Below are 25597 nucleotides of genomic sequence, written 5' to 3'. Positions count from 1 at the left end.
CCCATCACTGGTGTAGGGTCGATGAGACCAAGTCCCATCACTGGCCAGGAGACGTCACCGATGAGCAGAGCTGTCCGTTACCGACGATTCGGCGGCCCCGAAGTACTCGAAATCCAGGAGATACCCGAGCCGCACGCCGCACCGGACGAGGTACGCGTCCGGGTCACGTCCGCCGGGCTGAACCCGATGGACTGGCAGATCACCACGCAGCCCGACATGGCGGCGCGGTTCGGCATCACGTTGCCGGCCGGGTTCGGCAGCGACTTCGCCGGAGTGGTGGACGAAGTGGGCGCCGAATCCACCGGATTCGCGGCAGGAGACCGGGTGTTCGGGGCCGTGATCGGCCAGTCCGTCGCCGATTTCGTGCTGGTCAAGACCTCTGCGGCAAACCTGTGGCACACCCCGGAGGGCATCGGCGACGAGGTGGCGGCCACGCTTCCGGTGTCCGGTCTGACGGCCGCCGCCGCGCTCGCCGCGCTCGGGCTGGGTGCCGGCGACACCGTCCTGATCGGCGGGGCGGCGGGTGGCGTGGGCATCTTCGCCGTGCAACTGGCGAAGCTCGCGGGCGCCCGGGTGCTCGGCACCGCCTCCGAGGGCACGTTCGGATTCCTGCGCGGGCTCGGCGCCGAACCCGTGGCGTACGGTCCCGGCCTGGCGGACCGGGTGGGGGCCCTGGCGCCCGAGGGGATCACCGCGGCGACCGACCTGTTCGGAAGGGAGGCGGCCGAGACCGCGCTGAAGCTCGGTGTGGCACCCGAGCGGGTCACCGTCGTGGCCGACGGCCCCGCCCCGCCGCCCGGCGTGCGCAAGTTGGGCGCCCTCGACGCGGAGCCGGGCACCCTGGAACGGATCGCCGACGCGATCCACTCCGGCGGCATCACGGTGCCGATCGCGGCGACCTTCCCGGTCGAGCGGATCCGTGAAGCCGTGACGACGCAGGCCGAGAGGCACGTCCACGGGAAAATCGTGATCGCGCTCTGAACGCGGCGGCCGGCTCGTCGCGGGGGCCTGACGGCGCCGGACGGTAACCGGCGGGCGCGCCGCCCCCGGGCCCCACCGGCACCACGGAATTCGTTCGCGCCGGTGAGCGGTGGGCGGCAGGCTGGTGCCGTACGGCCGGGAGAGCCTTGGGGGGACGCGCCGTGAACGTTCTGCTGGCCGGGGTCGTGGGATCGACCGCCTACGGGCTCGCGCACTCGGGGTCGGACGTGGACCGGCTCGGGATGTTCGCCGCGCCGACGCGCGAGTTGCACGGGCTGCGGCGCCCCAAGGAATCACACGTCACCACCCGCCCCGACACCACGTACCACGAGGCGGCCAAGGCGGTGCGGCTGATGCTGGCCTGCAACCCGACCGCGGGTGAACTGCTCTGGCTGGAGCAGTACGAGGTCCGCACACCGCTCGGCGACGAACTCATACGTCTGCGGCGGTCGTTGCTGTGGGAACGCGGTGTGCGCAACGCCTACCTCGGCTACGCCACCCAGCAGTTCGGCAAGCTTCGGTCGCGTGAGCAGGACGCGGACGGGCGTGCCCGTGCCGCCAAGAACGCCCGCCACCTCGTCAGGCTGCTGGCTCAGGCCGAAGAGCTGCACACCACCGGCCACTTGACGGTACGGCTCGCCGACCCGGAACGGGTGCGCGTGCTCGGCGAGGAGCTGGCCGACGAACCCGAGCGCGCCGCCGGGCTGCTGGCGCGGACCGAGGACCGGCTGCGCGCGCCCGGGGCGCTGCCCGCCGCCCCCGACGAGGACGCCGCGGAAGCCTGGCTGCACCGGGTCCGCGCGGCGCACTACACCCCACCGGAGGACTGAGCACCGGTAAGCGGCAACGACGTTCAGCCGCGGCCGACGTACGGCATCGTCGTCGCCATCACCGTCACGAACTGCACGTTGGCCTCCAGCGGCAGCGACGCCATGTGCAGCACCGTGCCCGCCACGTCGGCCGCGTCCATCACCGGCTCCGGCACCACGCGGCCGTCCGGCTGCTCGATGCCCTCGGCCATCCGCCGGGTCATCTCGGTGGCCGCGTTGCCGATGTCGATCTGGCCGCAGGCGATGCCGTACGGGCGGCCGTCCAGCGACAGCGAGCGCGTCAGGCCGGTGATCGCGTGCTTGGTCGTGGTGTACGCGACGCTCTTCGGGCGCGGCACGTGCGCCGAGATGGAACCGTTGTTGATGATCCGGCCGCCCATCGGGTCCTGCGCGCGCATCGCGCGGAACGCGGCCCGGGCGCACAGGAAGGCGCCGTGCAGGTTGACGTCGACGACCGCCCGCCACCGCTCGTACGACAACTCGTCGATCAGGGACGGCGGCGCGCCGGTGCCCGCGTTGTTGAACAGCAGCCCGAGCGGCCCGAAGCGCTCCTCGACGGTGGCGAACAGCGCGTCCACCTGCCCGGGGTCGGTCACGTCGGTGGGCACCGCGAGCACCGGCGCCGCCTCGCCGGCCAGCCGTGCGGTCTCCCGCAGGGGTTCGTCCCGGCGGCCCGCGAGCGCCACCGACCAGCCCGCTCCGGCCAGCGCCAGCGCGACCGCCCGCCCGACACCGGAACCGGCGCCGGTCACCACAGCGGTCTTCGCCGCGATCTTCCGAATTTCGCTCATGCCCGACGAGGGTAAGGGGTGGGACGATGGGACATCACGGACACAGCGTGACCCGAGAGCATCCTGTGAGGGGAGTCCGCCCAATGCCGAGCGCAGACCCGCTGTCCACCAAGGAGATCGAGGATCGCCTCGCCGAACTGCCGGGCTGGGAGCTGTCGCCGGACGGCACCGCCCTCACCCGCGTCTACCGCCTCCCGCACCTGCGCGCCGCGATCCTCGCCCTGCACATCGCGGGCGTCCAGGACGAGCTGAACCACCACTCCGACCTGGCCCTCGGCTACGACACCCTCGCGGTGTCGATCACCACGCACGAGGGCGGCGGCGGACTCACCGCGAAGGACTTCGACCTCGCGCAGCGCATCGGCGACCTCGCCCCGACGCACGGGGCCGCCTGATCCGCATTCCCTGACTCCCTGAGCCGCGTCGCGCATCGGCGGGGCGGCGGGCGCCGGAATCCTGAGAGACTGATGGCCGTTGCAACGACCCATGGAGACCAGGATGACGGAGCCCGGCCCCGCCACGCCCGCGGACAACGCCGTGCCTGCGGACGGCCGAATACCTGACCGCATATCGGGAGACCCGGAGCGTTCCGGACATTCCGCATCGTCGCCCGAGCGCCCTGCGGGCCGCAGAATGCTGGTCACGTTCGTGCTGGGCGGCCTGACCGCGCTGCCCCCGCTGTCCATGGACATGTACCTCCCCTCGCTGCCCGCGGTCACCACCGCGCTGCGCAGCCCGGCAGCGACCGTCCAGCTCACCCTGACCGCCTGCCTGCTCGGCATGGCCCTCGGGCAACTGGTCGTCGGCCCGATGAGCGACAAGTGGGGGCGCCGCCGCCCGCTGCTGATCGGCATGACGGTCTACGCGCTCGCCACCGCCGTCTGCGCGTTCGCCCCCGACGTCGAACTCCTCATCGGCTTCCGCCTGGTGCAGGGCCTGGCCGGCGCGGCGGGCATCGTCATCGCGCGTGCCGTGGTGCGCGACCTGTACGACGGCGTGGCGATGGCACGGTTCTTCTCCACCCTCATGCTGATCTCCGGCGTCGCCCCCGTCGTGGCGCCCGTCATCGGCGGTCAGATCCTCCGCTTCACCGACTGGCGCGGGGTCTTCGTCGTCCTCACCGTCATCGGCGCGCTGCTGACGCTGCTGGCGATGCGCGTGCTGCCCGAGACGCTCCCGGCCGAGCGACGGCACGACGGCGGCCTGCGCCACGCGGTGCGCACCATGCGTTCGCTGATGGCCGACCGGGTCTTCGCCGGGTACATGCTCGCCGGAAGCTTCGCCTTCGCCGCGCTGTTCGCGTACGTCTCCGGCTCGTCCTTCGTCGTCCAGGACATCTACGGGGCCTCGCCGCAGACCTTCAGCCTGCTGTTCGCGCTCAACTCGATCGGGCTGGTGGGGATCGGGCAGCTCAACGGCAAGGTGCTGGTCGGCCGCGTCCCGCTGGACCGCGCGCTCGCCGTCGGGCTGAGCGTGATCCTGCTGGCCGCGTGCTGCCTGCTGGCGCTGACCTGCGGTGTGTTCGGGCACGTCGGGCTGCCGCCGGTCGCGGCCTCGCTCTTCGTGCTGATGTCGGCGATGGGGCTGGCGATGCCCAACACCAACGCGCAGGCGCTGATGCGCACGCCGCACGCCGCCGGTTCCGCCTCGGCGCTGCTGGGCGCGGGCCAGTTCCTGGTCGGCGCGGTGGCCTCGCCGCTGGTCGGCGTGGCGGGCAGCGGGACCGCGGTGCCGATGGCGCTGGTCCAGGTGAGCTGCGCGGTGGTGGCACTGGGCGCCTTCGCGGGCATGTGCAGGCCGTGGCGGCTAGCGTCGGCGGTATGAGGACGCGGGAGGACGGGCCGGGGACGGGCGCGGGGGACGACGGCGCCGCGGGGGAGGGTCTGGCGGGCGGCGGGCCGGCGCAGGAGACGCCCGGCGCGGGCGCTCTCGCCCGGCTGGTCCGGGGTGACCTCGCCGACGCGGTCGCCGTCCCACCGCCGTCCGGCACCGAGCGGGCGCACCCGTGGTGTTCCGGCGCCGTCGCCCTCGCCGGTCGCGGCGACGACCTCCTGTGCCGCGAGGCCGCGGGCTGGGCGCTGCGCTACGCCTCGTACGACGAGACGACCGACCGGGGCGTGGAACTGCCGCGCGAGCGCTGGCTTCCGGCCCGCCCGGACACCGTCTTCGACCTCGCGTCGCTGACCAAGCTGTTCACCGCGATCGCCGTCATGCGGGAGGCGGAACGCGGCACGCTGGAGCTGGACGCGCCGGTGGCCCGGCATCTCCCGGAGTTCGGCGCGCACCGCAAGCAGGATGTGACGGTGCGTCAACTGCTCGCGCACACCTCGGGGTTGCGGTCGGAGCTGGCGTTCTGGGCGGAGCCGACCGCGAGGGCGCGGCGTGAACTGCTGTGGCACGAGGAGCCGTTGACGGCGCCGGGGACCGCGTACCTCTACTCCGACCTCAACTTCCTCGCCGCGCAGTTCCTGCTGGAACGGGTGACCGGCCGCCCGCTGGACACGCTCGTGCGCGACGGCATCACCGGTCCGCTGGGCATGCGGGACACCCGGTTCGCGCCGCCGTCCGCGTGGCTGCCGAGGATCGCGGCGACCGAGGACCAGCGCGGGCCCTGGGGGCGGCTGGAGCGCGGGACGGTGCACGGCACGGCGCACGACGAGAACGCGTTCGCCTTCGGCGGTGTCGCCGGGCACGCCGGGCTCTTCGCCACCGCCGCCGACCTCGGGCGGCTCTGCGCGGCGCTGCTGGACGGCGGGCGCGGGGTGCTGCGGCCGGAGTCCGTCGCGGAGATGTTCGCCGACCACGGTGTGCCGGGCCGCCCGCACGGCCTGGGCTTCGACCTCGGCCAGCCGTGGCTGACGGGCGGGCTGTCCGGCCCGCGCACCGTGAGCCACACCGGTTTCACCGGCACCAGCCTGGTGATCGACCCGGTCTCCGGCGTCTACGTGATCCTGCTGGCCAACGCCGTGCACCCGGTCCGCACCTGGCGGCGGGGGAACGCGCCGCGCCTGGCCGTTGCCGACCGGCTGGCCGGATGGGTCAAGAGTTGGCAACGATTGTCATAACGGGCCGGATGGGGCTGGTGGTGAAAATCGTTTCCACTTAGCGTGGGGTCATACCGAACGATCGAGGAGTCCCGCGCAGATGAGTGCCGCCCGCCGTACCGACCGCCCCGCGATATCCCGCGCCGCCCGTGCCGCGCTCTCCCGCGCCTCCCACGCGACCACGTCCCGCGCCGCGCGCCGCACGACGCGGGTGGGCCTGGGCGCGGTGACGGTGGCCGCGCTGGCGGTGACCGCGACCGCCTGCGCCACCTCCTCCCCGAACGCCTCCTCCGGATCGCCGTCCTCCGGCTCCTCGTCCTCCGGCTCCGGCAAGGTCGTCCAGGTCGTCGCCGCCGAGAACTTCTGGGGCAGCATCGCCGCCCAGCTCGGCGGCGACCACGCCAAGGTGACCAGCATCATCACCAACCCGGCCACCGACCCGCACGACTACGAGCCCACCGCCGCCGACGCCCGCACCGTCGCCGGGGCGCAGTTCGCCATCGTCAACGGCATCGGCTACGACGCCTGGTCCGACAAGCTGCTGTCCGCCAACCCGTCCGGCGACCGCACCGAGCTGAAGGTCGGCGACCTGGTCGGCATCAAGCCCGGCGGCAACCCGCACCGCTGGTACTCGCCCACCAACGTCCACCAGGTCATCGAGCGGATCACCGCCGACTACAAGAAGATCGACCCGGCCGACGCCGCCTACTTCGACGCCCGCAAGACCGCGTTCGAGAACACCACCCTGGCCCCCTACAACCAGCTCATCGACCAGATCAAGGCCAAGTACGCGGGCACCCCGATCGGCGCGTCGGAGTCCATCGTGACCCCGCTCGCCGAAGGCCTGGGCCTGAAGATGCTCACGCCCGAGTCGTTCCTCGACGCCATCAGCGAAGGCTCCGACCCGACCGCGCACGACAAGGCGGAGATCGACCAGCAGATCAAGTCCAAGCAGATCAAGATCTACGTCTACAACAGCCAGAACTCCACCCCCGACGTCCAGGCCCAGGTCGACGAGGCCAAGGCGGCCGGGATCCCGGTGACCACGGTGACCGAGACGCTCACCCCGGCGGGCGCCTCGTTCCAGGACTGGCAGGTGCGGGAGCTCAAGGGCATCGAGCAGGCGCTGGCCAAGGCGACCGGCAAGTGACGGTGGTCGGAACGAGAGCAGGCGGTGACCGGATGAACGTCTCCCTCCCCACCCAGCAACGGCGCGATCCCACCCGCGGCGACGCCCCCGTGCTCGAACTGCGCGACGCGGCCGTACGCGTCGGCGGCCGCACCCTGTGGTCCGGCGTCGACCTGGCCATCGGCCCCGGCGAGTTCACCGCCGTCCTCGGCCCCAACGGCGTCGGCAAGTCCACCCTGCTCAAGGCCGTGCTGGGCCTCCAGTCCCTGGCGTCCGGTGAGATCCGGGTGCTCGGTGCCCCGCCCGGGCAGGCCGGGCGCGCCGTCGGCTACCTGCCGCAGCGCCGCAGCTTCGACCCGTCGCTGCGCATCCGGGGCCGCGACATCGTGGGCCTCGGGCTCGACGGCGACCGTTGGGGAGTCCCGCTGCCGGTGCCCGCTCGCTTCAGCGCCCGGCGCCGCGCCGCCCAGCGCCGGATCGCCGAGGTCATCGAACTCGTCGGCGCCTCCGCCTACGCGGACCGGCCCATCGGCCAGTGCTCCGGCGGCGAGCAGCAGCGGCTGCTGATCGCCCAGGCGCTGTGCCGCAGGCCCGACGTCCTGCTGCTGGACGAACCCCTCGACAGCCTCGACCTGCCCAACCAGGCCGCCGTCGCCCGGCTGATCGGGCGGATCTGCTGCGAGGAATGCGTCTCGGTGGTGATGGTCGCCCACGACGTCAACCCGATCCTGTCCTACCTCGACCGCGTGGTGTACCTGGCCGAGGGCGGCGCGGCCACCGGCACCCCCCGCGAGGTCATCACCTCCGAGACGCTGACGAAGCTATACGGCACACCCGTCGAGGTGCTGCGGACCTCCGACGGCCGCCTGGTCGTCGTCGGCGGCCCGGAGGCCCCGGCCCTTCACACCGACCGCCACGAGGACGACCGGCGCGCCGAGGCCGGGCACGCGGATGACCGGGCGCCCGAGGGGAGCGCGCATGCCGCTCGCTGACGCCGCCACCGCGCCCTGGTCGTGGAACCCGCTGACCGACGTCCAGCTGATGTGGTCCTACCCCTTCATGGTCAACGCCTTCCGGGCCGGCGCGGTCATCGCCGTACTGGCCGCCGCGGTCGGCTGGTTCGTGGTGCTGCGACGGCAGACCTTCGCCGCGCACACCCTCGCCGTGGTGGGTTTCCCCGGTGCGTCCGGTGCCGTGCTCGTCGGGGTCGCCGCGGGCTACGGCTACTTCGCGTTCTGCCTCGCGGCGGCCGTCGTCATCGCGCTGATCCCGGGCGCCGGGCAGGGCCGCGGCGAGGAGTCCGCGCTGACCGGCACCGTCCAGGCGTTCCTGCTGGCCTGCGGCTTCCTGTTCGTCGCCCTCTACAAGGGCTTCCTCGGCGGGGTGAACGCGCTGCTGTTCGGCTCCTTCCTCGGCATCAGCGACGGGCAGGTGGCCCTGCTCGCGGTGGTCGCCGCCGTCGTGCTCGCCGCGCTGGCGGCGGTCGGCCGTCCCCTGCTGTTCGCCTCCGTCGACACCTCGGTGGCCGCGGCGCGCGGCGTCCCGGTGCGGGCGCTGTCCACCGTCTTCCTCGTGCTGCTCGGCGCGGCGACCGCGGAGGCCAGCCAGATCACCGGCTCGCTGCTGGTCTTCGCCCTGCTGGTGATGCCCGCCGCGACCGCCCAACTCCTCAGCGCCCGGCCGGTGGTGAGCCTGCCGCTGGGGATGCTGATCGGTGTCGCGGTCAGCTGGCTGGGCCTGACCGCCGCCTACTTCTCGCCCTATCCGGTGGGCTTCTACGTGACCTCCTTCGCCTTCGGCACCTACGTCCTCGCCCGGCTGTGGCGCTCCGCGCGCACCGCCCGGTCCTCCCGGGCGGCCGCCGGCGAGTCCCGTCCGCGTCCGGCGGCCGAACGTCCCGCCGCCCCCGCCGGGAGGGCCGCCGCATGAGCTGGAGCAGCGTCGGCCTCGCCGCCCTCGACCACCCCTTCTTCCTGCACGCGGTCCTCGCGGGCGGCGCGATCGCCGTGGCCGCCGGACTGACCGGGTACTTCCTGGTGTTGCGCGCCCAGATCTTCACCGGCGACGCGCTCAGCCACACCGCCTTCACCGGCGCGCTGGCGGCGCTGGCCCTCGGCTGGGACCTGCGGATCGGGCTGTTCGCCGCCACCATCGGGGTCGCGCTGCTGCTGGGCGTGCTGGGCCGCCGCAGCCGCGCCGACGACGTGACGATCGGCAGCGCCTTCTCCTGGATCCTCGGCCTCGGCGTCTTCTTCCTCACCCTCTACACGACGACCCGTTCCACGGCCAACGGCAACGCGGGCGTCAGTGTGCTGTTCGGCTCCATCTTCGGTCTGTCGGCGTCGGCGGCCTGGACCGCCGTGCTGATCGCCCTGGTGGTGTGCGCCGCGGTGCTCGCGCTGGCCCGGCCGCTGCTGTTCGCCTCGCTGGACGAGGCGGTGGCGGCGGCCCGCGGACTGCCGGTGCGCCTGCTGGGGCTGGCGTTCCTCGCCCTGGTCGGGGCGTGCGCGGCGGAGGCCACGCAGGCGGTCGGCTCACTGCTGCTGCTCGGCCTGCTCGCGGCACCGGCCGGGGCGGCGCAGCGGCTCACCGACTCCCCCTACCGCGCGCTGGCGTTGTCGGCGGTGCTGGCGCTCGGCGAGATGTGGGCGGGGCTGGCCCTCGGCTACGCGGTGCCCAGCGTGCCGCCCAGCTTCGGCATCATGGCGGCGGCCACGGTGGTCTACGGGCTCACCTTCCTGCCCAGGCCCTCCGGCCGACGCGGGCGCGCGGTGCGGGCGTTGGCCTGAGCGGGCCGCCCCGCCCCGGGCGCGCACGGGACCGTTCCCGGGGGGCGCGAGCCTGCCGTCCCGCGAGCCAGCCGTTCCGCAGGGGCGCCGGGCGAGCGACGGATCAGTCCCGTGTCCGCGTCCCCGCCTCGCGGGCGGCGTCCACGATGGCCTGGAGCGCCGCCAGATGCCGGGTGAGCGCCACGCGCCCGTCGCGGGTCAGCGACAGCCAGGTGCGCGGCCGCCGTCCCACGTATCCCTTGCGCACCTTCACGTATCCCGCCTCCTCCAGCGCGGAGGCGATCCGGCTGACGCTGGCGTCGGAGACCTGGAGGTAGTCGCGCACGGCGGCGAACTCCGCCTCCAGGCAGCCCGCCAGGAACGCCATCATCGTCAGCCGGGTGGGGTGGTGGATGACCTCGTCCAGCGCCGGGGGCGTCGGCTCGTCCGATATGCGCGCGCTCACGCGGCCAGCCTCGCACGGGCCTCGGCCGCGAGGTGGTTGTGCCGGGCGCAGCGCCACCACAGGCCGGCGCCGCTGAGTATCGCCCCGGTGAGCACGGCCGCGTCCCAGCCGCCCGCCAGGTAGACCAGGGCGGCCGCGGGCAGCGGCAGTATCGAGGCGAACTCGGTCGCCATCCGCTGTCGTTTCGTCCCCGGCGGCAGCGTCGCGACCCTCGCGCGCCGGGCCCGCAGCACGCAGAGGGCGGGAAAGACCGCCAGCAGCGCGAGCCCCAGCAACGTGCTCGGCACGGCGTCGAACATCCGGTGCGACCATGACCCGAAGAACAGGGCGACGCCCACGACTTCGCAGGCGCCCGCCACGGGCCCGCACCAACGCGGCCACGGCGTGAAGAGGTTGGAGGTGGCGCGGGCGCGGTCCACCGCGCGCAGGGCGGCCTCCGCGTCGTGCGCGGCGGTCCCCCGGTCGTCCGCGGCAGCGATCCCGTCGACCCCGTCGACCCGGTCGGTCCCGTCGTTCGCGGTGGCCATGCTGTCGGCCCGGTTAGTCGGGTCGTTCTGGACATCGGACCTGGCGGTTTGTTCGTCAGCCCCGGCGTTCCGTTCGTCGGACCAGGGGTCCCGTTCGTCGGACATGGTGATCTCCATGACTGAGGAGTGCGGCCGCCCCCGCGGTGGCCGCACTCCCATCATGGCACTCACTTTTGTGGTGCGAAAGTCCTTTCGCCTGGTGAACCCCTTCGGGTGATGGTGGTCAACTACCGTCCGCTGTACGGGATCAGGGCCATCTCCCGCGCGTTCTTGATGGCGCGGGCGAGCTGCCGCTGCTGCTGTGCGGTCACCCTGGTCACCCGCCGGCTGCGGATCTTGCCGCGGTCGGAGATGAACTTCCGCAGCAGGTCGGTGTCCTTGTAATCGACGTACGTGATGCCCGCGGCGTCCAGCGGGTTGGGCCGCTTGCGGTGCTGCTCGGTGCCCTTGACGGGACGGCGTGCCATCGCGGAAGTCCTTTCGGTGGGGGCCGGCGCCGGGCCGACCGGAGGCGGCGGTGGAGGGGAGGAGATCTCAGGAGACCGGGTCGAGCAGCCCGTCGAAGGCGTGCGGCAGGCGTTCCCAGGCGGGCGGGCCCGCGCGGTACTCGGCGTCGGTGAGCAGGCAGGAGTCCAGCAGCACGCGCAGCCCGTCGTCGTCGAGTCCGGGCGAGGTGAACGTCAGGTACTGCCTGCGGTCGCCGTGCCGGGGGTGCCAGTCGAGGGCGGCGGCCACCCGGCGTTCCGCGGGGACCATCTCCCAGGCGGCGTCCGGCAGTGCGGCCAGCCAGGGTCCGGAGGGCTCCACGCACAGCGCGCCGCCCGCCGCGTCCCACGACAGCAGGGTGTCCGGGCGGTCGGCCAGCCAGAACCGGCCGCGACTGCGCGCCGCCGCGCACGCCAGGTCCTCCAGTGCCGCGTACAGCCGTTGCGGGTGGAAGGGGCGGTCGCGGCGCCAGACCATCGTGCGGATCCCGTGCGCGTCGGCCTCCTGTGGCAGCAGGGCGCTGGCCGGATGCATGCGCGCGGTGGCGGCCCGCAGGTCGAACCCGGCGGCGAGCGCCGGGCCCAGCGGGTCCTGGTCCAGCACCAATTTCCGTGCGGTCGGGTGGAGTTGGGCGACCAGTTCGCGGTCGGCGTCGTCGCCGGGGGCGGTGAGCAGCAGCAGGGTCGGGTACTCCAGTTGCCGGGCGAAGGTGTCGGCGACGGTGCGTCGGTCGGTCGGCGCGGCGGCCAGGCCGACCTCGTCGAGGTCGTCGCCGGTGGCGAGGTACGGCACCACGAGCGCGGGATCGACCGCGGTCGCCACGGCCGCCAGCCGCAACGGCGCGCCGGCGGCGTCGATCACGGCGGCCATCGCCTGCGGCTCGACGGAATCCCACAGCTCCACCACGGCCAGCCGGTGACCGCCCGCCTCGGCCAGGCGCAGCAGCTCGGGGACGAGGTCCTCGCGCAGCGCGCAGCAGGCGCAGTCGTTGACCAGGGGCGCGTCGCCGGTGCCGAGGAGGCCGTCCGCGTCGCGCACGGTCCTGCGCACGGAGCCCTCGGTCGCGGCGGACAGATCGTGGTGCAGGACGACCGCGCCCGCGACGGTGCGCAGGATCGTCTCGACGGCCTCCCTGCGGGCGTCCGCGTGCAGACCGCCGACGATCGCGACGTCCAGCGTCCCGGCGTCCGCCGCGGTCATCGCTCCTCCCGGAAGTCGACGTGGCGGCGGACGACCGGGTCGTACTTGCGCAGGGTGAGCCGGTCGGGGTCATTGCGGCGGTTCTTGCGCGTCACGTAGGTGTACCCGGTCCCCGCCGTGGACCGGAGCTTGACGATCGGACGCAGTTCGTTGCGGGCCATGCGCCACAGTCTATACAGAAGTGGTTTTCATTTTCATCTACGGTACGGTGTGAGCCCGTCACCGACGAGACGAAAGGGGAAACCCTCATGTCCGCCCACTGCCAACTCACCGGCAGGGAACCGGGATTCGGCAACGCCGTGTCCCACTCCCACCGGCGCACCCGCCGCCGCTTCGACCCCAACATCCAGCGCAAGCGCTACTGGCTGCCCAGCGAAGGACGCCACGTGCGGCTGACGTTGAGCGCGAAGGGGATCAGGACCGTCGACGCGATCGGCGTCGAGGCGGCGGTCGCGCGCATCCGCGCCCGGGGAGGGAAGGTCTGATGGCGAAGAAGAGCAAGATCGCGAAGAACGAGCGGCGCAAACTGGTCGTCGCACGGTACGCGGCCCGGCGCGCGGCGCTGAAGGCGGTGATCGCGAGCCCGCTCACGGGCACGGCCGAACGGGAGGCGGCGCAACGGGAGTTGAGCCGCCAGCCGCGCGACGCGAGCGCCACGCGCGTACGCAACCGGGACGCGGTCGACGGACGGCCCCGGGGCTACGTGGGCACCTTCGGCGTCTCACGGGTCCGGCTGCGGGAACTGGCGCACGCGGGACACCTGCCGGGGGTGCGCAAGGCGAGCTGGTAGCGGCGGCGGCGTCGGGCGGAGGTGAGGGGCGGGCGAATTGCTTGTCGGAGACAAGGGGGTGACAAGCGATTCCGGAGACACCCACCGCCCCCCCACCCGTCGAAGCACGGGAACCCGCCCCCGGGCGCACGCGAGCCCGCCCCTCCCGGCCGCCCGGAGCACCGCCCCGCACCGCATAGGGTGAAGAGGTGAACGCCCCCGCCCCCGCTCTCGACGCCGAACTGCGCGACGCCCTGCGTGCCCGGCTCGACGACCTCACCCCCCGCCAGGCGACCCAGGCCGTCGAGCGCCTGATCGCCAACTACCGGGGGCGGACCCCCACCGACGCACCCGTCCTGCGTGACGCGGCCGACGTCGCCGCCTACGCCGCGTACCGCATGCCCGCGACCTTCGAAGCGGTACGCGCCGCGCTCGACGCGTTTCGCGCCCGGGCCGGTGCCTGGACGCCGGGCCGTCACGTCGACGTCGGCGGCGGAACGGGCGCCGCCACCTGGGCCGTCGCCGCCGCGTGGCCCGACGGCGCGCACGAGACGACCGTCGTGGACTGGGCGCAGCCCGCGCTCGACCTCGGCCGCGCCCTCGCCCGCGACGCCTCGCACCCCGCCCTGCGCACCGCCGCATGGCGCCGCGAACCCATCGGCCCCGCGCTCGACCTCCCGGACGCCGACCTGGTGACCGTCAGCTACGTGCTGGGCGAACTGACCGGACGCGACCGGGCGGCGGTCGTCGCCGAGGCGGCCCGCGCGGGACGGGCGGTGGTCGTCGTGGAGCCCGGTACCCCGCCCGGCTACGCCCGCGTCATCGAGGCGAGGGCGCGGCTGATCGAGGCCGGGTTCACGGTGCTCGCGCCCTGCCCGCACGACGCCGCCTGCCCGATCGAGGAGGGCGCCGACTGGTGCCACTTCGCGGCCCGGGTGAGCCGTTCCTCGTTGCACCGGCAGGTCAAGGGCGGTTCGCTGCCGTACGAGGACGAGAAATTCAGCTACGTCGCCGCCGTGCGGGAGGGCGAGCCGGGGGAGGCACGGGCCCGGGTCGTGCGGCACCCGCAGACGCGCAAGGGGCAGGTGCTGCTCGACCTGTGCACCCGCGACGAGGGGCTGCGGCGGGTCACCGTCTCCAAGCGGCAGGGCGAGCTGTACCGCGCCGCGCGGGACGCCGAGTGGGGCGACGTGTGGCCGCCGAGGTCAGCGTCCGAGGACTGACATCGCCGCGTTGTGGCCGGGGACGCCGCTGACCCCGCCGCCGCGCACCGCGCCCGCGCCGCACAGCAGCACGTTGCGGTGGTCGGTCTCCACGCCCCAGCGGCCGGTCGCCTCGTCCGCGTACGGCCAGGACAGGTCGCGGTGGAAGATGTGGCCGCCGGGCAGGCCGATCTCGCGTTCCAGGTCGAGCGGGGACTTCGCCTCCACGCAGGGGCGGCCGTCCGTGTCGCGCGCGAGGCAGTCCTCCAGGGGCTCGGCGAGGACCGCGTCCAGACGGGCCAGCGTCGACTTCAGCAGGGTCTCCCTGGCACCCTCGGGGTCGTCGGCGAACAGCCGCGCGGGGGCGTGCAGGCCGAAGAGGGTGAGGGTGTGGCAGCCGCGTTCGGTCAGCGCGGGGGACAGGATCGACGGGTCGGTCAGGGAGTGGCAGTAGATCTCCGAGGGCGGCGCCGTGGGCAGCGTGCCGGACGAGGCCTGCGCGTACGCGGTCGCCAACTCCCCGTAGGACTCGCCGACATGGAACGTGCCGGAGAACGCCTCCCGGGGGTCGACCGCCGCGTCCCGCAGCCGGGGCAGGCGGCGCAGCAGCATGTTGACCTTCAGCTGGGCGCCCTCGGGCCCGCCGGACGGATCCGCCTCGCCCAGCAGCCCCGCGAGGGTGCGGGGCGCGGCGTTGACCAGGACGTGACCGGCCTCCACCGACTCCGACGCGCTGTCGTCGCGGTGGGTCACCCGCGCCCGTACGCCGTCCGTCTCGATGCCGGTGACCTCCCGGCCGGTGCGGATCTCGGCGCCCGCCGCGCGCGCCGCGGCCGCGAGCGCGTCGGTGAAGGCGCCCATCCCGCCCACAGGGACGTCCCAGTCACCGGTGCCGCCCCCGATGACGTGGTAGAGGAAGCAGCGGTTCTGCCGCAGCGACGGGTCGTGCGCGTGGCTGAACGTGCCGATCAGGGCGTCGGTCAGCACCACCCCGCGCACCAGGTCGTGACCGAAGGCCGCCTCGACCGCCTCGCCGAGCGGGCGCTCGAACAGGGCCTCCCAGGCGGCCGGTTCGCCGATCCGGGACGCCAACTCGGCGCGGGTGGGCAGCGGTTCGGTGAGCGTGGGGAAGACGGCGCGGGCCACCCGGCCGGTCATCGCGTAGAACCGCTGCCACGCGTCGAACTCCCGGTCGGAGCCGGTGAGTCGGGCGAAGCCCTCCCGGGTGCGGGCCGGGTCGGCGGTGTCGACCAGCAGGCCGGGCCCTGACGTCGTCGGCGTGTAGGAGGAGATGCGGCGGCGGCGCACCGCGAAGCGCAGCCCGAGGTCGTCCACGATCTTCCGGGGCAGCAGGCTGACCAGGTACGAGTAGCGCGAGAGGCGGGCGTCGACGCCGCTGAACGCGCGGGTGGAGACCGCCGCGCCGCCGGTGACCGGGAGCCGTTCGAGGACCAGCACGGAGCGGCCCGCGCGGGCCAGGTAGGCGGCGGCGACCAGTCCGTTGTGACCGCCTCCGACCACCACGACGTCGTACCGGGTGCGCTCGGGCATGGGGCTCCCTCCACCGTGGCCGTCCGACCCCCGGACGCTATCCGGCCGGGGCGCGCCGCGCACCCCCGCGGGAGGGAACGGGGGCGGGGCGGCCGGATCGCGGTCCGCCCCGCCACCGGGGCCGCGTCAGTCGCGCAGCTCCAGCGTGCAGCACTTCACGCTGCCGCCCGCCTTGTGCAGTTCCGACAGGTCGACGCCGATCGGCTCGAAACCGCGCCTGCGCAACGGCTCGAACAGACCGGAGGCACCGACCGGCAGGATGACGTTCCGGCCGTCGCTGACCGCGTTGAGGCCGAGTGCCGCCGCGTCGTCCTCGGCGGCCAGCAACGCGTCGGGGAAGAGCCGGGCGAGCACGTCCTGGCTGCCGGGGGAGAAGGCCTGCGGGTAGTACACGACCTCGTCGCCGTCGAGCACGGCGAGCGCGGTGTCCAGGTGGTAGTAGCGGGGATCGACCAGTTCCAGGCCGATCACCGGGCGGCCGAAGAACTCCTGGGCCTCGGCGCGCGCCGACGGGCTGCTGCGGAAGCCCGCCCCCGCCAGCACCCAGGAGGCGGTGGGGGTGAAGTCGCCCTCGCCCTCGTTGATGTGCTCCGGTTCGTGGACCCGGCGGTAGCCGTGCTCACGGAACCACGCCAGGTGCGCGGGCGCCTCGCCGCGCCGCTCGGCGTTGGCGAACTTGGCGCCGAAGACCCGGCCGTCCACCACGGTGGCGCCGTTGGCCGCGAAGACCATGTCCGGCAGGCCGGGCACCGGCTCCAGCACGTCGACGGTGTGACCGAGCGCACGGTAGCGGTCGCGCAGGTCCTCCCACTGCAACAGGGCGAGCGCGCTGTCGACGGGCTTGTCCGGGTCCATCCAGGGGTTGATGGAGTAGGTGACCCGGAAGTGGGTCGGGGGGCACATCAGATAGCGCCGGGGGGTGGCGACGCGTTGTGTGGGCAATGAGGGCTCCTCACCGTTGAGGCTCCGTGCACGCGGGTTGCGTCCGTGTACGCATGGTCCACCTCACGCGGCCGGCGGCGCACGCTCCTTTCGAGTGGTTCGCCGAACCGTGACCCGGCGGGCGGGCTCACCCGCCACGGGCGTTGCCGCAGGTCCCACGAGATCACTCGAACGCGCGACCGAAGGAGATTCGGCCAAGCTGGGCCGACCGGCCGGTCGGAGGCCACCCCGCGTTCACACATCGCACGCGTGAGGAGCAGGATGGAGGGTGCGCCCGGGTCGTGACCACCCCGGGTGCGGTGAGCGCGCTGATGAGAGGGGCTCCATGGAACGCAGGAGCAGGCTGGCGGAGTGGCTGCGGCGTCGCCCGGGTGCCCCGGGTACGGCCCGAGGGGGCGTGGCCGCGGCCGACCGGGAGGCCCTCCTGCTGGGCGCGGCGGCCGCCTCCTTCCCCGTCGCCCCGGCCGCTCATCCGTCCGGCTTCGGGTGCTCCTGCGACCGGGTGGGCTGTCCCACGCCGGGCATGCACCCGGTCTCGTTCGCCTGGCAGACCGAGGCGACGACCGACGCCGCGCAGATCACCCGCTGGCTGCTGGCCGATCCGCCCGCCAACTTCATCACCGCCACCGGCGCCGGTCACGACGTGCTCGACGTGCCCGCGCAAGCCGGCCGGATCGCGCTCGCCCGGCTGGAGACCGAGGGCTCCGGCACCGGACCGGTCGCCATGTACGGCGACGACCGGATGCTGTTCTTCACCGCCTCCCGCGGCACCCCGGACGACGAGGACGAGTGGTGGCCGTGCGAGCTGGACTGCCACCCCGAGACCCTCGACGAGCACCCGGGGCTGCGCTGGCACTGCCGGGGCAGCTACGTGCTGCTGCCGCCGTCCCGGCTGCCGGACGGTTCCGCGGTCACCTGGCTGCGCCCGGCGGACCTGCCGTTGCCGGACCCGCTGCCGCTGCTCGCGGTGCTCACCGACGCCTGCGGTCAGGTCCCCGAGGTGCCGGAGCCGGAGGCCGCGGGCGGCTGGCCGAGCCGCTGAGCCCGGCGGGGCGGGCCTCTCACCGACTCACCGACTCACCGACTCACTGACCGGTGGCGGAGACCAGGCCCGCGATGCGGTCGACGAAGACCACCTCGCCGCCGCCGGTGGCGGCCGACGGTACCGTCGCGACCTGCTCCGAGACGTAGGTCAGCGTCACCGACCTGCTCGGGGTGCCGGTCAGCAGGGCGTTGACGGTGGGGTCCTGCACGCGCACCGGGCCCTTGGCCACCGTCTGCTTCATGGTGTGCTGGGTGGTGAAGAAGACCAGCGCACCGCCGTCCGCCAGCCGCAGCGCCACCGGGGGGTAGCGCACCGGATCGGCGCCCGCGTCGGCGAACTGGGTGACGACCTGCGGGGTCGGCGCGTACTGGGTGCGCCGCTGCTGACGCAGGACCGTGGTGTCCGGCCCGGCCGCGAAGTCGGGGGAACCGGCGTCGCCGCGCTGGAGGTAGGCCGCGTAGGCGGGGCCCAGGCCACCCGGCTGGAGCAGCAGACCGGAACCGGTCACGGGCACCGGCTCGGCGTACCCCTTGGTGTCGGTGGCGAACCGGGGATCCGCGCCCGGCGTGACGACCAGCAGGTACGACGCCTTCCACTGCTCGGCCACGCTGTCGCGGGTGAAGACCAGCAGCCAGCGGTCCTTGTCGCGGTTGTCGGCCGTGTCGACCACGAACCACTTGGGCCAGCCGCGCTGCCGGGGTACGACCAGGCGCGAATCGGTGAGCACCAGCGGCTTGTAGCCGGGGTTCCCGGCCGGGGAGCCGACGTGCCGGGCCTTGATCCCCGCGCCGTCGATGGCACCCAGCGCGCCGGTCTCGGCCTGCGTGTTCACCGACGGATCGAGCTGGGTGTTGGCCTCGTTGGTGAGGCGTACGAAGCGCTCCAGCGCCTTGGTCGCGTCGGCCCGCTGGACGGAGGGGACGAGGGCGCGCTCGCCGTGCACCGTCACGCAGCCCGTCGCGCCGGCCGCCAGCAGACCGGTCGCGGCCAGCCACACCAACGTCCGCCGCACCCTCGACGGGCCGCCGCCGGAGCCGTCGGGACCGCGGCGGGCCGGACGCGCGGCGGGCGACGGCTCGGCCAACGCCCGTACGGACTGCGGCGGTTGCGCTGCGGACGGCGCCTTCATCGGGGGCGGGCTCCTTCGGGGTGGCGGAAACGCGCACACATTACCGGGCCCGCCCGTGTGTTCGTCCCGGGTCCCGGGTCAGGGCAGCGTCAGCACCTCGGCGCCGGTGTCGGTCACCACGAGCGTGTGCTCGAACTGGGCCGTGCGCTTGCGGTCCTTGGTGACGACCGTCCAGCCGTCCTCCCACACGTCGTACTCGTACGTGCCGAGGGTGAGCATCGGCTCGATGGTGAACGTCATGCCCACCTTGATCTCGGTCGTCGCGTGCGGGCTGTCGTAGTGCGGCACGATCAGGCCGGAGTGGAACGAGGTGTTGATGCCGTGGCCGGTGAAGTCCCGGACCACGCCGTAGCCGAAGCGCTTGGCGTACGACTCGATGACGCGGCCGATGACGTTGATCCGGCGGCCCGGCTTGACCGCCTTGATGGCGCGGGCCAGCGACTCGTGGGTGCGCTCGACCAGCAGCCGCGACTCCTCGTCCACCTCGCCGCACAGGTAGGTGGCGTTGGTGTCGCCGTGCACGCCGTCGATGTACGCGGTCACGTCCAGGTTGACGATGTCGCCGTCGCGCAGCTCGGTGGAGTCCGGGATGCCGTGGCAGATGACCTCGTTGAGCGAGGTGCAGATCGACTTGGGGAAGCCGCGGTAGCCCAGGTCGGACGGGTAGGCCCGGTGGTCGCACATGTACTCGTGCGCGATGCGGTCGAGTTCGTCCGTGGTGGTGCCCGGCTTGATGGCCTTGGCCGCCTCCTCCATCGCCCGGGCGGCGATACGGGAGGCGACGCGCATCTTCTCGATGGTCTCGGCGTCCTGCACCTCGGGCCCGGTGTACGGGGTCGGCGCGGGCTTGCCGACGTACTCGGGGCGCGGGATGGACGCGGGGACGCGGCGGGTCGGCGACAGCGTGCCGGGGACGAGGAGTGACTGGCCAGACATGCCAGCGAGTGTATCGGCGGTACACCGGGCACGATGGCGGACAGGGGAGGCCGCGGGCCGCGGCACGACGCGAGAGCACGAAGGAGCGAGAACGATGGCGCTGTTCAAGGCGAAGAAGGAAGCCGTCAAGCCGGGCGAGTGGTACTACTGCCTCAAGCACCGCACGGCCGAGGAGGGCATGGTCTGCGCGGGCCGCAACCGCATGGGCCCCTACACCAGCCGTCAGGCGGCGGAGCACGCGATGGAGACCGCCGAGGAGCGCAACGAGGAGTGGGACGCGCGCGACTAGGCGCGTAGGCACGCACGCGTAGGCGCGTAGGCGCGCACGCTCGGACGCGCGCGACCGGGCGTCCGCTGTGCGCGGTGTGATCGGTTCCGCAACGCAATTGACCGATCACCGGGCGGACGGCTGGCAGGATCGCCGTATGACTACTGATGCGAACCCCCCGGCCGACGCGAACCCCCCGGCTGCCGCGAAGGCTCCGGCCAAGGACCCCTGGGACCTGCCGGACGTCTCCGGGCTGGTGGTCGGCGTGCTCGGCGGCACCGGCGACCAGGGCCGCGGGCTGGCCTACCGGCTCGCGCGGGCCGGACAGCGGGTGATCGTCGGCTCCCGCGACGCGGGGCGCGCCGCCACCGCCGCCGAGGAGATCGGCCACGGCGTGCGGGGCCTGGAGAACGCCGCGTGCGCGCGGGAGAGCGACGTGGTGATCGTCGCGGTGCCGTGGGAGGGCCACGCCAAGACGCTCCAGGCGCTGCGCGAGGAGCTGGCGGGCAAGCTGGTGGTGGACTGCGTCAACCCGCTGGGCTTCGACAAGAAGGGCGCGTACGCCCTGGTCCCGGAGGAGGGCAGCGCCGCCGAGCAGGCCGCGGCCCTGCTGCCGGACTCCCGGGTGGCCGCCGCGTTCCACCACCTGTCCGCGGTGCTGCTCCAGGACCCGGCCGTCGAGCGCATCGAGACCGACGTGATGGTGCTGGGCGAGAGCCGCGCGGACACCGACGTGGTGCAGGCGCTGGCCGCGCTGATCCCGGGCATGCGCGGCGTCTTCGCGGGGCGGCTGCGCAACGCCCACCAGGTCGAGTCGCTGGTGGCCAACCTGATCTCCGTCAACCGCCGCTACAAGGCGCACGCGGGACTGCGGCTCACCGACGTGTGATCCGGCGCGGGGCGTGCGGCGGGCCGCGCGGGGCGTGGGGGACAATGGGCGGTGCCACAAGCCGTACCACCCAGGAGCCGAGGACCCATGCCCCGCATCGCCCTGTTCGCCGTCGTCGTGTGCGCGCTCGCCCTGGCCGCCGCCGGGGTCTCCTTCGCGCAGGGCAGCTTCCTGGGCGTGGTGTGGATCCTGCTGGCGGGCGTCTCCAGCAACATGGCCTGGTTCTACGTGCGCCGGGCCCGCGCCGAGCGCCGCACGACGACGGGCTGAGGACTCAAGCCGCACGACGACCGGCTGAACGGCCGCGGGAGAGGATCGCGCGTCAGCCGGTGCCCTGGCCGCCGCCCGCGCCCCAGTCCTTCCAGAGGCGGAACGTCTCGTAGCCGGTCGCGGTGTACCAGTCCTGCACGCCGAACGCGCGCATCACGGCGTCGATGAACTCCCAGAAGTAGGTGTTCACCTCCGGGATCCACAGGCAGCCGAAGACCGCGATCAGCCCGAACGGCGCGAACGGCTCCACCTGGCGGCGCACCGTGTACGACAGCCACGGCTCGACCACCCCGTAGCCGTCCAGGCCCGGCACCGGCAGGAAGTTCAGGATCGCCGCCGTGACCTGGAGCTCCGCGAGGAAGGCCACCGCGCTCATGAACGGCGCCGGGCCCCATGCCTGTCCGCCGATCGCGAACGGCAGCATCAGCAGGAGCGCGCAGACCGCGTTGACCAGCGGTCCCGCCGCTGAGATCAGGCTGTGCCGCCAGCGGCCCGTGATGCGGCCGCGCTCGATGAAGACCGCGCCGCCGGGCAGGCCGATGCCGCCCAGGATGACGAAGACCACCGGAAGCACGATGCTCAGCGCGGTGTGGGTGTACTTCAGCGGGTTCAGCGTCAGGTAGCCCTTGGCGCCCACCGAGATGTCGCCGCCGTGCAGCGCCGTGCGGGCGTGCGCGTACTCGTGCAGGCACAGCGAGACGATCCAGCCGGAGACGACGAAGAGGAAGACCGCGAAGCCCGGGTTGTTCGACAGGCCCTGCCAGACGGCCCAGCCGGAGACCAGCATGATGGCGACCAGGCCCAGGAAGACGGGGCTGATGCGGCGGTCCCGGCCACGTGCGGAAACGGTCGTCGTCATGCGCCGGACGTTAGCACCGGCCCGCGACGGGCCGCTGACGGGTGCCGGGCCGTGTCCCGCCGCGACGTCCACCAGAATGGAGCCGTGCGCTACAGCATCCTGGGGTCCACGCGGGCCCACCGGCCGGACGGCACCGCCGTACCCCTCGGCGGGGCGCGGCTGCGCGCCCTGCTCGCCGCGCTCGCGCTGCGGCCCGGCCGGGCGCTGCCCGCGCCGGTCCTCATCGACGACGTGTGGGACGGCGACCCGCCCGCCGAGGCGGCCGGCGCGCTCCAGGCGCTAGTGGCCCGGCTGCGCAGGGCGGTCGGGCACGCCGCGGTGGACTCCGTGGACGGCGGCTACCGGCTGTGCGCCACCGCCGAGGACGTGGACCTGCACCGTTTCGAGCGGCTGGTGGCGGACGGCGGGCGGGCGCTGGGCGAGGGCGACCCGGCCAAGGCCGCCGGGCTGCTCACCGACGCGCTCGCGCTGTGGGGCGGCGCGCCGCTCGCCGACCTGCCCGGCCGGATCGCGTACGCCGCGCGCTACGAGGCGCTGCACGAGGACGCGGTACGGCTGCGGCTCACCGCGGAACTCGGCCTCGGCGGCGCGGAGCGCGTCCTGCCGGAGCTGTCCGCGCTCGCCGCCGCGCAGCCGCTCAACGAGCAGGTGCAGACGCTGCACATCCGGGCGCTGCGGGACGCCGGACGCGGCGCCGACGCGCTCCAGGCGTACGAGCGGGTGCGCGCCGCCATCGCCGACCGGCTGGGCGCCGACCCGGGCCCCGAACTGCGGGCGCTGCACGCCGAGTTGCTGGCACCGGCGCCCGCGACGCCCACCGCCCGGGCCACCCCCACCGCGCCGGACGCGCCCGCCGCCGCGTCGCACCCCGCCGCCCCCGCACCACCCGCGCGGGAAGCGCCACCCGGGCGCGGGACGCTGAAGGCGGTGCTGACCAGCTTCGTCGGGCGGGACGCCGATCTGGAGGGAGTGCGCGACGACCTGGCCGCCGCCCGGCTGGTCACCCTCCTCGGGCCCGGCGGCTCCGGCAAGACCCGGTTGTCGCTGGAGGCCGGACGGCGTTACGGGCCGCAGTGGCGGGACGGGGTGTGGCTGGTGGAGCTGGCCCCGCTCGCCGACCCGCGCGCCGTGCCCGAGGCGGTGCTGACCGCGCTGGGGCTGCGGGAGATCGCGTTGCACGGCTCGGCCGACAAGACGCTCGCGGAGGCCCGTGGGCAGGACCCGGTGCGGGTGCTGGCGGAGTACTGCGCGCGGCGTGAGCTGCTGCTGGTGCTGGACAACTGCGAGCACGTCATCGACGCCTGCGCCGGGCTCACCGAACGGCTGCTGACCGAGTGCCCGGGCCTGAGCGTGCTGGCGACCAGTCGTGAACCGCTGGGCGTGCCGGGGGAGTTGACGCGGCCGGTGGATCCGCTGCCGGAGCCGACCGCGCTGCGGCTGCTGGCCGACCGGGGAGCCGCCGCCCGGCCCGGGTTCGACCCGGCCGAGGACCTTCAGGCGTGCGCCGAGATCTGCCGGCGGCTGGACGGCCTGCCGCTCGCCATCGAGCTGGCCGCGGCCCGGCTGCGCAGCCTGACGCCACGCCAGATAGCGGGACGGCTGGACGACCGCTTCCGCCTGCTGACCGGCGGCAGCCGTACCGTCCTGCCCCGGCAGCAGACGCTGCGCGCGGTCGTCGACTGGAGCTGGGAACTGCTCGATCCGGCCGAACGGGCGCTGCTGCGCAGGCTGTCGGTCTTCTCCGGCGGCTGCGAGCTGACCGCGGCCGAGGAGGTGTGCGCGGGCGACGGCGTCGAGGCGCGTGACATCGCGGGCCTGCTCGGCTCGCTGGTCGACAGGTCGCTGGTGATCGCGGACTTCGGGGCGAGGACCGCCCGCTACCGGATGCTGGAGACCATCGGGCAGTACGCGGCGGAACGCCTCACCGAGTCCGGCGAACGCGCGGCGGCCGAGGCCCGGCACATCGACTGCTTCCGGGAGTTCGCCCGCCGCGCCGACCCGAAGCTGCGCGGGCCCGAGCAGTTGGAGTGGCTGGAGAAGCTGGAGCGCGACCACGACAACGTACGCTCCGCGCTGCGCCGGGCGGTGGACTCCGGCGCCGAGCAGGAAGCGCTGCACCTGGTGCTCTCCTGCCTGTGGTTCTGGACGATGCGCAACTACCGCACCGAGCTGAGCGAGTGGCCGCGCGCGGTGGCCGCGCTCGGCCCCGACCCGTTCGCCGAACCGCCCGCCCCCGTCGTGCCGTTGGACCGCACCCCCATCGAGGTGCCGCTGCCGCTGCCGCCCGCGCAGCTCGACGAGGCACGGCGCTGGGTGCGGATGGTGCCGCTCAGCGTGCTGGACGAGGACCTCGACCTGCTCGGCGGCGACCTGGAGGCGCTCGGCCGGGCGATCCGCGACGCCTACCCCCCGCACCTGCCGCAGGCCAGCCTCCGCCAGGCGCTGGCCGTGCCGTTCACCGCGTTCGTCACCCACGACTTCGACGCGATGGAGGGCATGGTGGACGCCCTGGTCGAAAGCTGCCGGGCGCACGGCAGGGTGTGGGAGCTGGCGTACGCGCTGCAACTGCGGGCCAGGATGGACAACGAGATGCCCGGCGACCGCGGGGCGATGGACGACGTGCGCGAGGGCCGGGAGCTGTTCGCCCGGGTGGGCGACCGGTGGGGCATGGCCGAGACGCTGTCCGCGGAGGCCGAGGCGACGGCCTTCCGCGGCGACTGGGAGCGCACCGCGGGCTGCTGCCGGGAGGCGATCGCGCTGGCCACCGAACTCGGCGCGCACCAGCAGGTCCCCGAGCTGACGGTGCGGCTCGGCGAGGCGCTGGTCAACGGCGGCAACCCGGCCGAGGGGGAGCGGCTGCTGCGCGAGGGCATCGCGGAGGGCCTGCGGCAGGGCCCGGGGGCCCACGGCGCCGCCTACCACGGCCGGATGACGCTCGCCGGACTGCTGGGCCTGCGCGGCGAGACCGACGCCGCGATGCGGCTGGTCGACGACATGCTCGGTGAAGGCAGGCCCGCCGTGAGGGAGCTGATGGGCGGCATGCTGCTGTGCCTCAAGGGCTGGCTGACCGCGGTCGCGGGCGATCCGGCGCGGGGCCTTCAGCAGGTGGGCGAGGGCGTCGAGGCGGTGACCTCGCACGACTACGCGGAGGTCATCCTGCCGCGCCTGGCCGGCATGGTCGCCGCGATGGGATCCTCGGTGCTGGGCCGCCTCGTGGCGGACGGGTCCGGCGCGCCCACCGGTGCCGCCCCCGCGGCGGGGGCCGGGGCGGACGTGCCCGATCCCGCGCGGGCCGGCGCGGTGCTGCTGGGCGCGGCCCGCGCGATGCGGCCGATGGTCGATCCGCTGGTGGACCGTGAGGAGCTGGCCGCCACCACCCGGCGGTTGCACGACGTGCTGGGCGACGAGGCGTACGAGGCGGCGTGCGCCGAGGGCGACGGACTCTCCCCCCAGGAGGCCGTCGCCCTGCTGCGCGCGGTGGTGGGCCGGGCCTGACCGGCCCGCGAACCCCCCAT

Annotated in this window: 28 protein-coding genes; 17 read left to right on the top strand and 11 right to left on the bottom strand. The window is 74.0% G+C overall.

Annotated elements, in window-relative coordinates; translation table 11 throughout:
• Positions 1-60: 60 nt before the first annotated feature.
• Entirely contained in the window at positions 61-981 is a 921-nt protein-coding gene (locus K7472_RS15910; protein ID WP_222978444.1) for an NADP-dependent oxidoreductase, read from the top strand.
• A gap of 161 nt (positions 982-1142) precedes the next feature.
• Complete coding sequence (locus tag K7472_RS15905; protein ID WP_222978442.1) at positions 1143-1811, top strand: DNA polymerase beta superfamily protein; 669 nt, start codon at positions 1143-1145, stop codon at positions 1809-1811.
• Between the two features lie 23 nt (positions 1812-1834).
• On the opposite strand, the gene K7472_RS15900 is transcribed toward K7472_RS15905, so the two are convergent.
• A complete protein-coding gene (locus K7472_RS15900) occupies positions 1835-2602 on the bottom strand; it encodes an SDR family oxidoreductase (protein ID WP_222978440.1) in 768 nt (255 codons plus the stop codon).
• Between the two features lie 83 nt (positions 2603-2685).
• Between K7472_RS15900 and K7472_RS15895 the strand changes: the two genes are divergently transcribed.
• From K7472_RS15895 to K7472_RS15865, 7 genes are all read left to right on the top strand, one after another.
• Positions 2686-2997 (top strand): 4a-hydroxytetrahydrobiopterin dehydratase, encoded by a 312-nt coding sequence (locus K7472_RS15895; protein ID WP_222978438.1) that lies wholly within the window; start codon positions 2686-2688, stop codon positions 2995-2997.
• Positions 2998-3100: 103 nt separating this feature from the next.
• Positions 3101-4426: a multidrug effflux MFS transporter gene (locus K7472_RS15890; protein ID WP_372457973.1), complete on the top strand. Its 1326-nt coding sequence runs from the start codon at positions 3101-3103 to the stop codon at positions 4424-4426.
• Positions 4423-5667, top strand: coding sequence for a serine hydrolase domain-containing protein (locus tag K7472_RS15885; protein ID WP_222978434.1), 1245 nt, complete (start codon positions 4423-4425; stop codon positions 5665-5667). The genes K7472_RS15890 and K7472_RS15885 overlap by 4 nt, the downstream gene beginning before the upstream one ends.
• A gap of 79 nt (positions 5668-5746) precedes the next feature.
• On the top strand, positions 5747-6796 hold the full coding sequence (locus K7472_RS15880; RefSeq protein WP_222978432.1) for a metal ABC transporter solute-binding protein, Zn/Mn family: 1050 nt from the start codon (positions 5747-5749) through the stop codon (positions 6794-6796).
• 32 nt (positions 6797-6828) lie between these two features.
• Positions 6829-7767, top strand: a complete 939-nt coding sequence (locus tag K7472_RS15875; RefSeq protein ID WP_222978430.1) for a metal ABC transporter ATP-binding protein — start codon at positions 6829-6831, stop codon at positions 7765-7767.
• A complete protein-coding gene (locus tag K7472_RS15870; protein WP_222978422.1) occupies positions 7754-8704 on the top strand; it encodes a metal ABC transporter permease in 951 nt (316 codons plus the stop codon). The genes K7472_RS15875 and K7472_RS15870 overlap by 14 nt, the downstream gene beginning before the upstream one ends.
• Positions 8701-9564 (top strand): metal ABC transporter permease, encoded by an 864-nt coding sequence (locus K7472_RS15865; RefSeq protein WP_222978420.1) that lies wholly within the window; start codon positions 8701-8703, stop codon positions 9562-9564. Before K7472_RS15870 ends, K7472_RS15865 begins: the two co-directional genes overlap by 4 nt.
• Positions 9565-9667: 103 nt before the next feature.
• Here the strand turns inward: K7472_RS15865 and K7472_RS15860 are convergent, their stop codons facing one another.
• The 5 genes from K7472_RS15860 to rpmG form a co-directional block, all read right to left on the bottom strand.
• On the bottom strand, positions 9668-9934 hold the full coding sequence (locus K7472_RS15860) for a transcriptional regulator (RefSeq protein ID WP_222978523.1): 267 nt from the start codon (positions 9932-9934) through the stop codon (positions 9668-9670).
• 71 nt (positions 9935-10005) lie between these two features.
• Entirely contained in the window at positions 10006-10641 is a 636-nt protein-coding gene (locus K7472_RS15855) for a hypothetical protein (RefSeq protein ID WP_222978418.1), read from the bottom strand.
• A 122-nt stretch (positions 10642-10763) separates the two neighbouring features.
• Positions 10764-11003, bottom strand: coding sequence for a 30S ribosomal protein S18 (gene rpsR / locus K7472_RS15850; RefSeq protein WP_222978416.1), 240 nt, complete (start codon positions 11001-11003; stop codon positions 10764-10766).
• 67 nt (positions 11004-11070) lie between these two features.
• The gene (locus K7472_RS15845) at positions 11071-12222 is read right to left on the bottom strand and encodes a CobW family GTP-binding protein (RefSeq protein WP_222978414.1); all 1152 of its coding nucleotides are present in this window, start codon (positions 12220-12222) and stop codon (positions 11071-11073) included.
• Positions 12219-12383, bottom strand: a complete 165-nt coding sequence (gene rpmG, locus K7472_RS15840; protein ID WP_109450421.1) for a 50S ribosomal protein L33 — start codon at positions 12381-12383, stop codon at positions 12219-12221. Before rpmG ends, K7472_RS15845 begins: the two co-directional genes overlap by 4 nt.
• 87 nt (positions 12384-12470) lie before the next feature.
• Here rpmG and rpmB point away from each other — a divergent pair, with 87 nt between their 5' ends.
• The 3 genes from rpmB to K7472_RS15825 all read left to right on the top strand — a co-directional run bounded on the left by rpmB (position 12471) and on the right by K7472_RS15825 (position 14214).
• The gene (gene rpmB / locus K7472_RS15835; protein ID WP_222978412.1) at positions 12471-12707 is read left to right on the top strand and encodes a 50S ribosomal protein L28; all 237 of its coding nucleotides are present in this window, start codon (positions 12471-12473) and stop codon (positions 12705-12707) included.
• A complete protein-coding gene (rpsN, locus tag K7472_RS15830; RefSeq protein ID WP_222978410.1) occupies positions 12707-13012 on the top strand; it encodes a 30S ribosomal protein S14 in 306 nt (101 codons plus the stop codon). The genes rpmB and rpsN overlap by 1 nt, the downstream gene beginning before the upstream one ends.
• A 188-nt stretch (positions 13013-13200) precedes the next feature.
• Positions 13201-14214, top strand: a complete 1014-nt coding sequence (locus K7472_RS15825; RefSeq protein WP_222978409.1) for a small ribosomal subunit Rsm22 family protein — start codon at positions 13201-13203, stop codon at positions 14212-14214.
• Here the strand turns inward: K7472_RS15825 and K7472_RS15820 are convergent.
• Both K7472_RS15820 and ddaH read right to left on the bottom strand, forming a co-directional pair.
• The gene (locus K7472_RS15820) at positions 14197-15744 is read right to left on the bottom strand and encodes a phytoene desaturase family protein (protein ID WP_222978408.1); all 1548 of its coding nucleotides are present in this window, start codon (positions 15742-15744) and stop codon (positions 14197-14199) included. The genes K7472_RS15825 and K7472_RS15820 overlap by 18 nt on opposite strands.
• 126 nt (positions 15745-15870) lie before the next feature.
• A complete protein-coding gene (ddaH, locus tag K7472_RS15815) occupies positions 15871-16686 on the bottom strand; it encodes a dimethylargininase (protein WP_372457972.1) in 816 nt (271 codons plus the stop codon).
• Between the two features lie 325 nt (positions 16687-17011).
• Here ddaH and K7472_RS15810 point away from each other — a divergent pair, with 325 nt between their 5' ends.
• Positions 17012-17728, top strand: a complete 717-nt coding sequence (locus K7472_RS15810; protein ID WP_222978406.1) for a bifunctional DNA primase/polymerase — start codon at positions 17012-17014, stop codon at positions 17726-17728.
• Between the two features lie 43 nt (positions 17729-17771).
• On the opposite strand, the gene K7472_RS15805 is transcribed toward K7472_RS15810, so the two are convergent.
• Both K7472_RS15805 and map read right to left on the bottom strand, forming a co-directional pair.
• Positions 17772-18860, bottom strand: a complete 1089-nt coding sequence (locus K7472_RS15805) for an SCO2278 family lipoprotein (protein ID WP_252395650.1) — start codon at positions 18858-18860, stop codon at positions 17772-17774.
• A gap of 78 nt (positions 18861-18938) precedes the next feature.
• Entirely contained in the window at positions 18939-19796 is an 858-nt protein-coding gene (gene map / locus K7472_RS15800) for a type I methionyl aminopeptidase (protein ID WP_222978405.1), read from the bottom strand.
• A gap of 94 nt (positions 19797-19890) precedes the next feature.
• Between map and K7472_RS15795 the strand changes: the two genes are divergently transcribed.
• The 3 genes from K7472_RS15795 to K7472_RS15785 all read left to right on the top strand — a co-directional run bounded on the left by K7472_RS15795 (position 19891) and on the right by K7472_RS15785 (position 21223).
• Positions 19891-20085 (top strand): hypothetical protein, encoded by a 195-nt coding sequence (locus K7472_RS15795; protein ID WP_222978403.1) that lies wholly within the window; start codon positions 19891-19893, stop codon positions 20083-20085.
• 136 nt (positions 20086-20221) lie between these two features.
• Positions 20222-20953 carry an NADPH-dependent F420 reductase gene (npdG, locus tag K7472_RS15790; protein ID WP_222978401.1) on the top strand — a complete coding sequence of 244 codons (732 nt, stop codon included), beginning with the start codon at positions 20222-20224 and terminating at the stop codon, positions 20951-20953.
• A gap of 87 nt (positions 20954-21040) precedes the next feature.
• A complete protein-coding gene (locus K7472_RS15785) occupies positions 21041-21223 on the top strand; it encodes a hypothetical protein (RefSeq protein ID WP_222978399.1) in 183 nt (60 codons plus the stop codon).
• Positions 21224-21275: 52 nt separating this feature from the next.
• Here K7472_RS15785 and K7472_RS15780 read toward each other — a convergent pair whose 3' ends face one another.
• Complete coding sequence (locus tag K7472_RS15780) at positions 21276-22082, bottom strand: site-2 protease family protein (RefSeq protein ID WP_222978398.1); 807 nt, start codon at positions 22080-22082, stop codon at positions 21276-21278.
• An 84-nt stretch (positions 22083-22166) separates the two neighbouring features.
• On the opposite strand from K7472_RS15780, the gene K7472_RS15775 reads away from it, so the two are divergent.
• The gene (locus K7472_RS15775; protein ID WP_222978397.1) at positions 22167-25577 is read left to right on the top strand and encodes an AfsR/SARP family transcriptional regulator; all 3411 of its coding nucleotides are present in this window, start codon (positions 22167-22169) and stop codon (positions 25575-25577) included.
• The last annotated feature ends 20 nt before the right edge of the window (positions 25578-25597 follow it).

The organism is Streptantibioticus parmotrematis (assembly GCF_019890615.1).
GTDB lineage: Bacteria > Actinomycetota > Actinomycetes > Streptomycetales > Streptomycetaceae > Streptantibioticus_D > Streptantibioticus_D parmotrematis.
Note: the sequence above shows the minus strand (reverse complement) of the source record. Positions and strands in the feature narration are given on the sequence as shown.

Coding starts and splice junctions, on each gene's coding strand:
- K7472_RS15910 (WP_222978444.1), top strand. CDS start 61: ATGAGCAGAGCTGTCCGTTACCGACGATTCGGCGGCCCCGAAGTACTC.
- K7472_RS15900 (WP_222978440.1), bottom strand. CDS start 2,602: ATGAGCGAAATTCGGAAGATCGCGGCGAAGACCGCTGTGGTGACCGGC.
- K7472_RS15895 (WP_222978438.1), top strand. CDS start 2,686: ATGCCGAGCGCAGACCCGCTGTCCACCAAGGAGATCGAGGATCGCCTC.
- K7472_RS15890 (WP_372457973.1), top strand. CDS start 3,101: ATGACGGAGCCCGGCCCCGCCACGCCCGCGGACAACGCCGTGCCTGCG.
- K7472_RS15885 (WP_222978434.1), top strand. CDS start 4,423: ATGAGGACGCGGGAGGACGGGCCGGGGACGGGCGCGGGGGACGACGGC.
- K7472_RS15880 (WP_222978432.1), top strand. CDS start 5,747: ATGAGTGCCGCCCGCCGTACCGACCGCCCCGCGATATCCCGCGCCGCC.
- K7472_RS15875 (WP_222978430.1), top strand. CDS start 6,829: ATGAACGTCTCCCTCCCCACCCAGCAACGGCGCGATCCCACCCGCGGC.
- K7472_RS15870 (WP_222978422.1), top strand. CDS start 7,754: ATGCCGCTCGCTGACGCCGCCACCGCGCCCTGGTCGTGGAACCCGCTG.
- K7472_RS15865 (WP_222978420.1), top strand. CDS start 8,701: ATGAGCTGGAGCAGCGTCGGCCTCGCCGCCCTCGACCACCCCTTCTTC.
- K7472_RS15860 (WP_222978523.1), bottom strand. CDS start 9,934: ATGATGGCGTTCCTGGCGGGCTGCCTGGAGGCGGAGTTCGCCGCCGTG.
- K7472_RS15855 (WP_222978418.1), bottom strand. CDS start 10,641: ATGTCCGACGAACGGGACCCCTGGTCCGACGAACGGAACGCCGGGGCT.
- rpsR (WP_222978416.1), bottom strand. CDS start 11,003: ATGGCACGCCGTCCCGTCAAGGGCACCGAGCAGCACCGCAAGCGGCCC.
- K7472_RS15845 (WP_222978414.1), bottom strand. CDS start 12,222: ATGACCGCGGCGGACGCCGGGACGCTGGACGTCGCGATCGTCGGCGGT.
- rpmG (WP_109450421.1), bottom strand. CDS start 12,383: ATGGCCCGCAACGAACTGCGTCCGATCGTCAAGCTCCGGTCCACGGCG.
- rpmB (WP_222978412.1), top strand. CDS start 12,471: ATGTCCGCCCACTGCCAACTCACCGGCAGGGAACCGGGATTCGGCAAC.
- rpsN (WP_222978410.1), top strand. CDS start 12,707: ATGGCGAAGAAGAGCAAGATCGCGAAGAACGAGCGGCGCAAACTGGTC.
- K7472_RS15820 (WP_222978408.1), bottom strand. CDS start 15,744: ATGCCCGAGCGCACCCGGTACGACGTCGTGGTGGTCGGAGGCGGTCAC.
- K7472_RS15810 (WP_222978406.1), top strand. CDS start 17,012: ATGGAACGCAGGAGCAGGCTGGCGGAGTGGCTGCGGCGTCGCCCGGGT.
- K7472_RS15805 (WP_252395650.1), bottom strand. CDS start 18,860: ATGAAGGCGCCGTCCGCAGCGCAACCGCCGCAGTCCGTACGGGCGTTG.
- map (WP_222978405.1), bottom strand. CDS start 19,796: ATGTCTGGCCAGTCACTCCTCGTCCCCGGCACGCTGTCGCCGACCCGC.
- K7472_RS15795 (WP_222978403.1), top strand. CDS start 19,891: ATGGCGCTGTTCAAGGCGAAGAAGGAAGCCGTCAAGCCGGGCGAGTGG.
- npdG (WP_222978401.1), top strand. CDS start 20,222: ATGACTACTGATGCGAACCCCCCGGCCGACGCGAACCCCCCGGCTGCC.
- K7472_RS15785 (WP_222978399.1), top strand. CDS start 21,041: ATGCCCCGCATCGCCCTGTTCGCCGTCGTCGTGTGCGCGCTCGCCCTG.
- K7472_RS15780 (WP_222978398.1), bottom strand. CDS start 22,082: ATGACGACGACCGTTTCCGCACGTGGCCGGGACCGCCGCATCAGCCCC.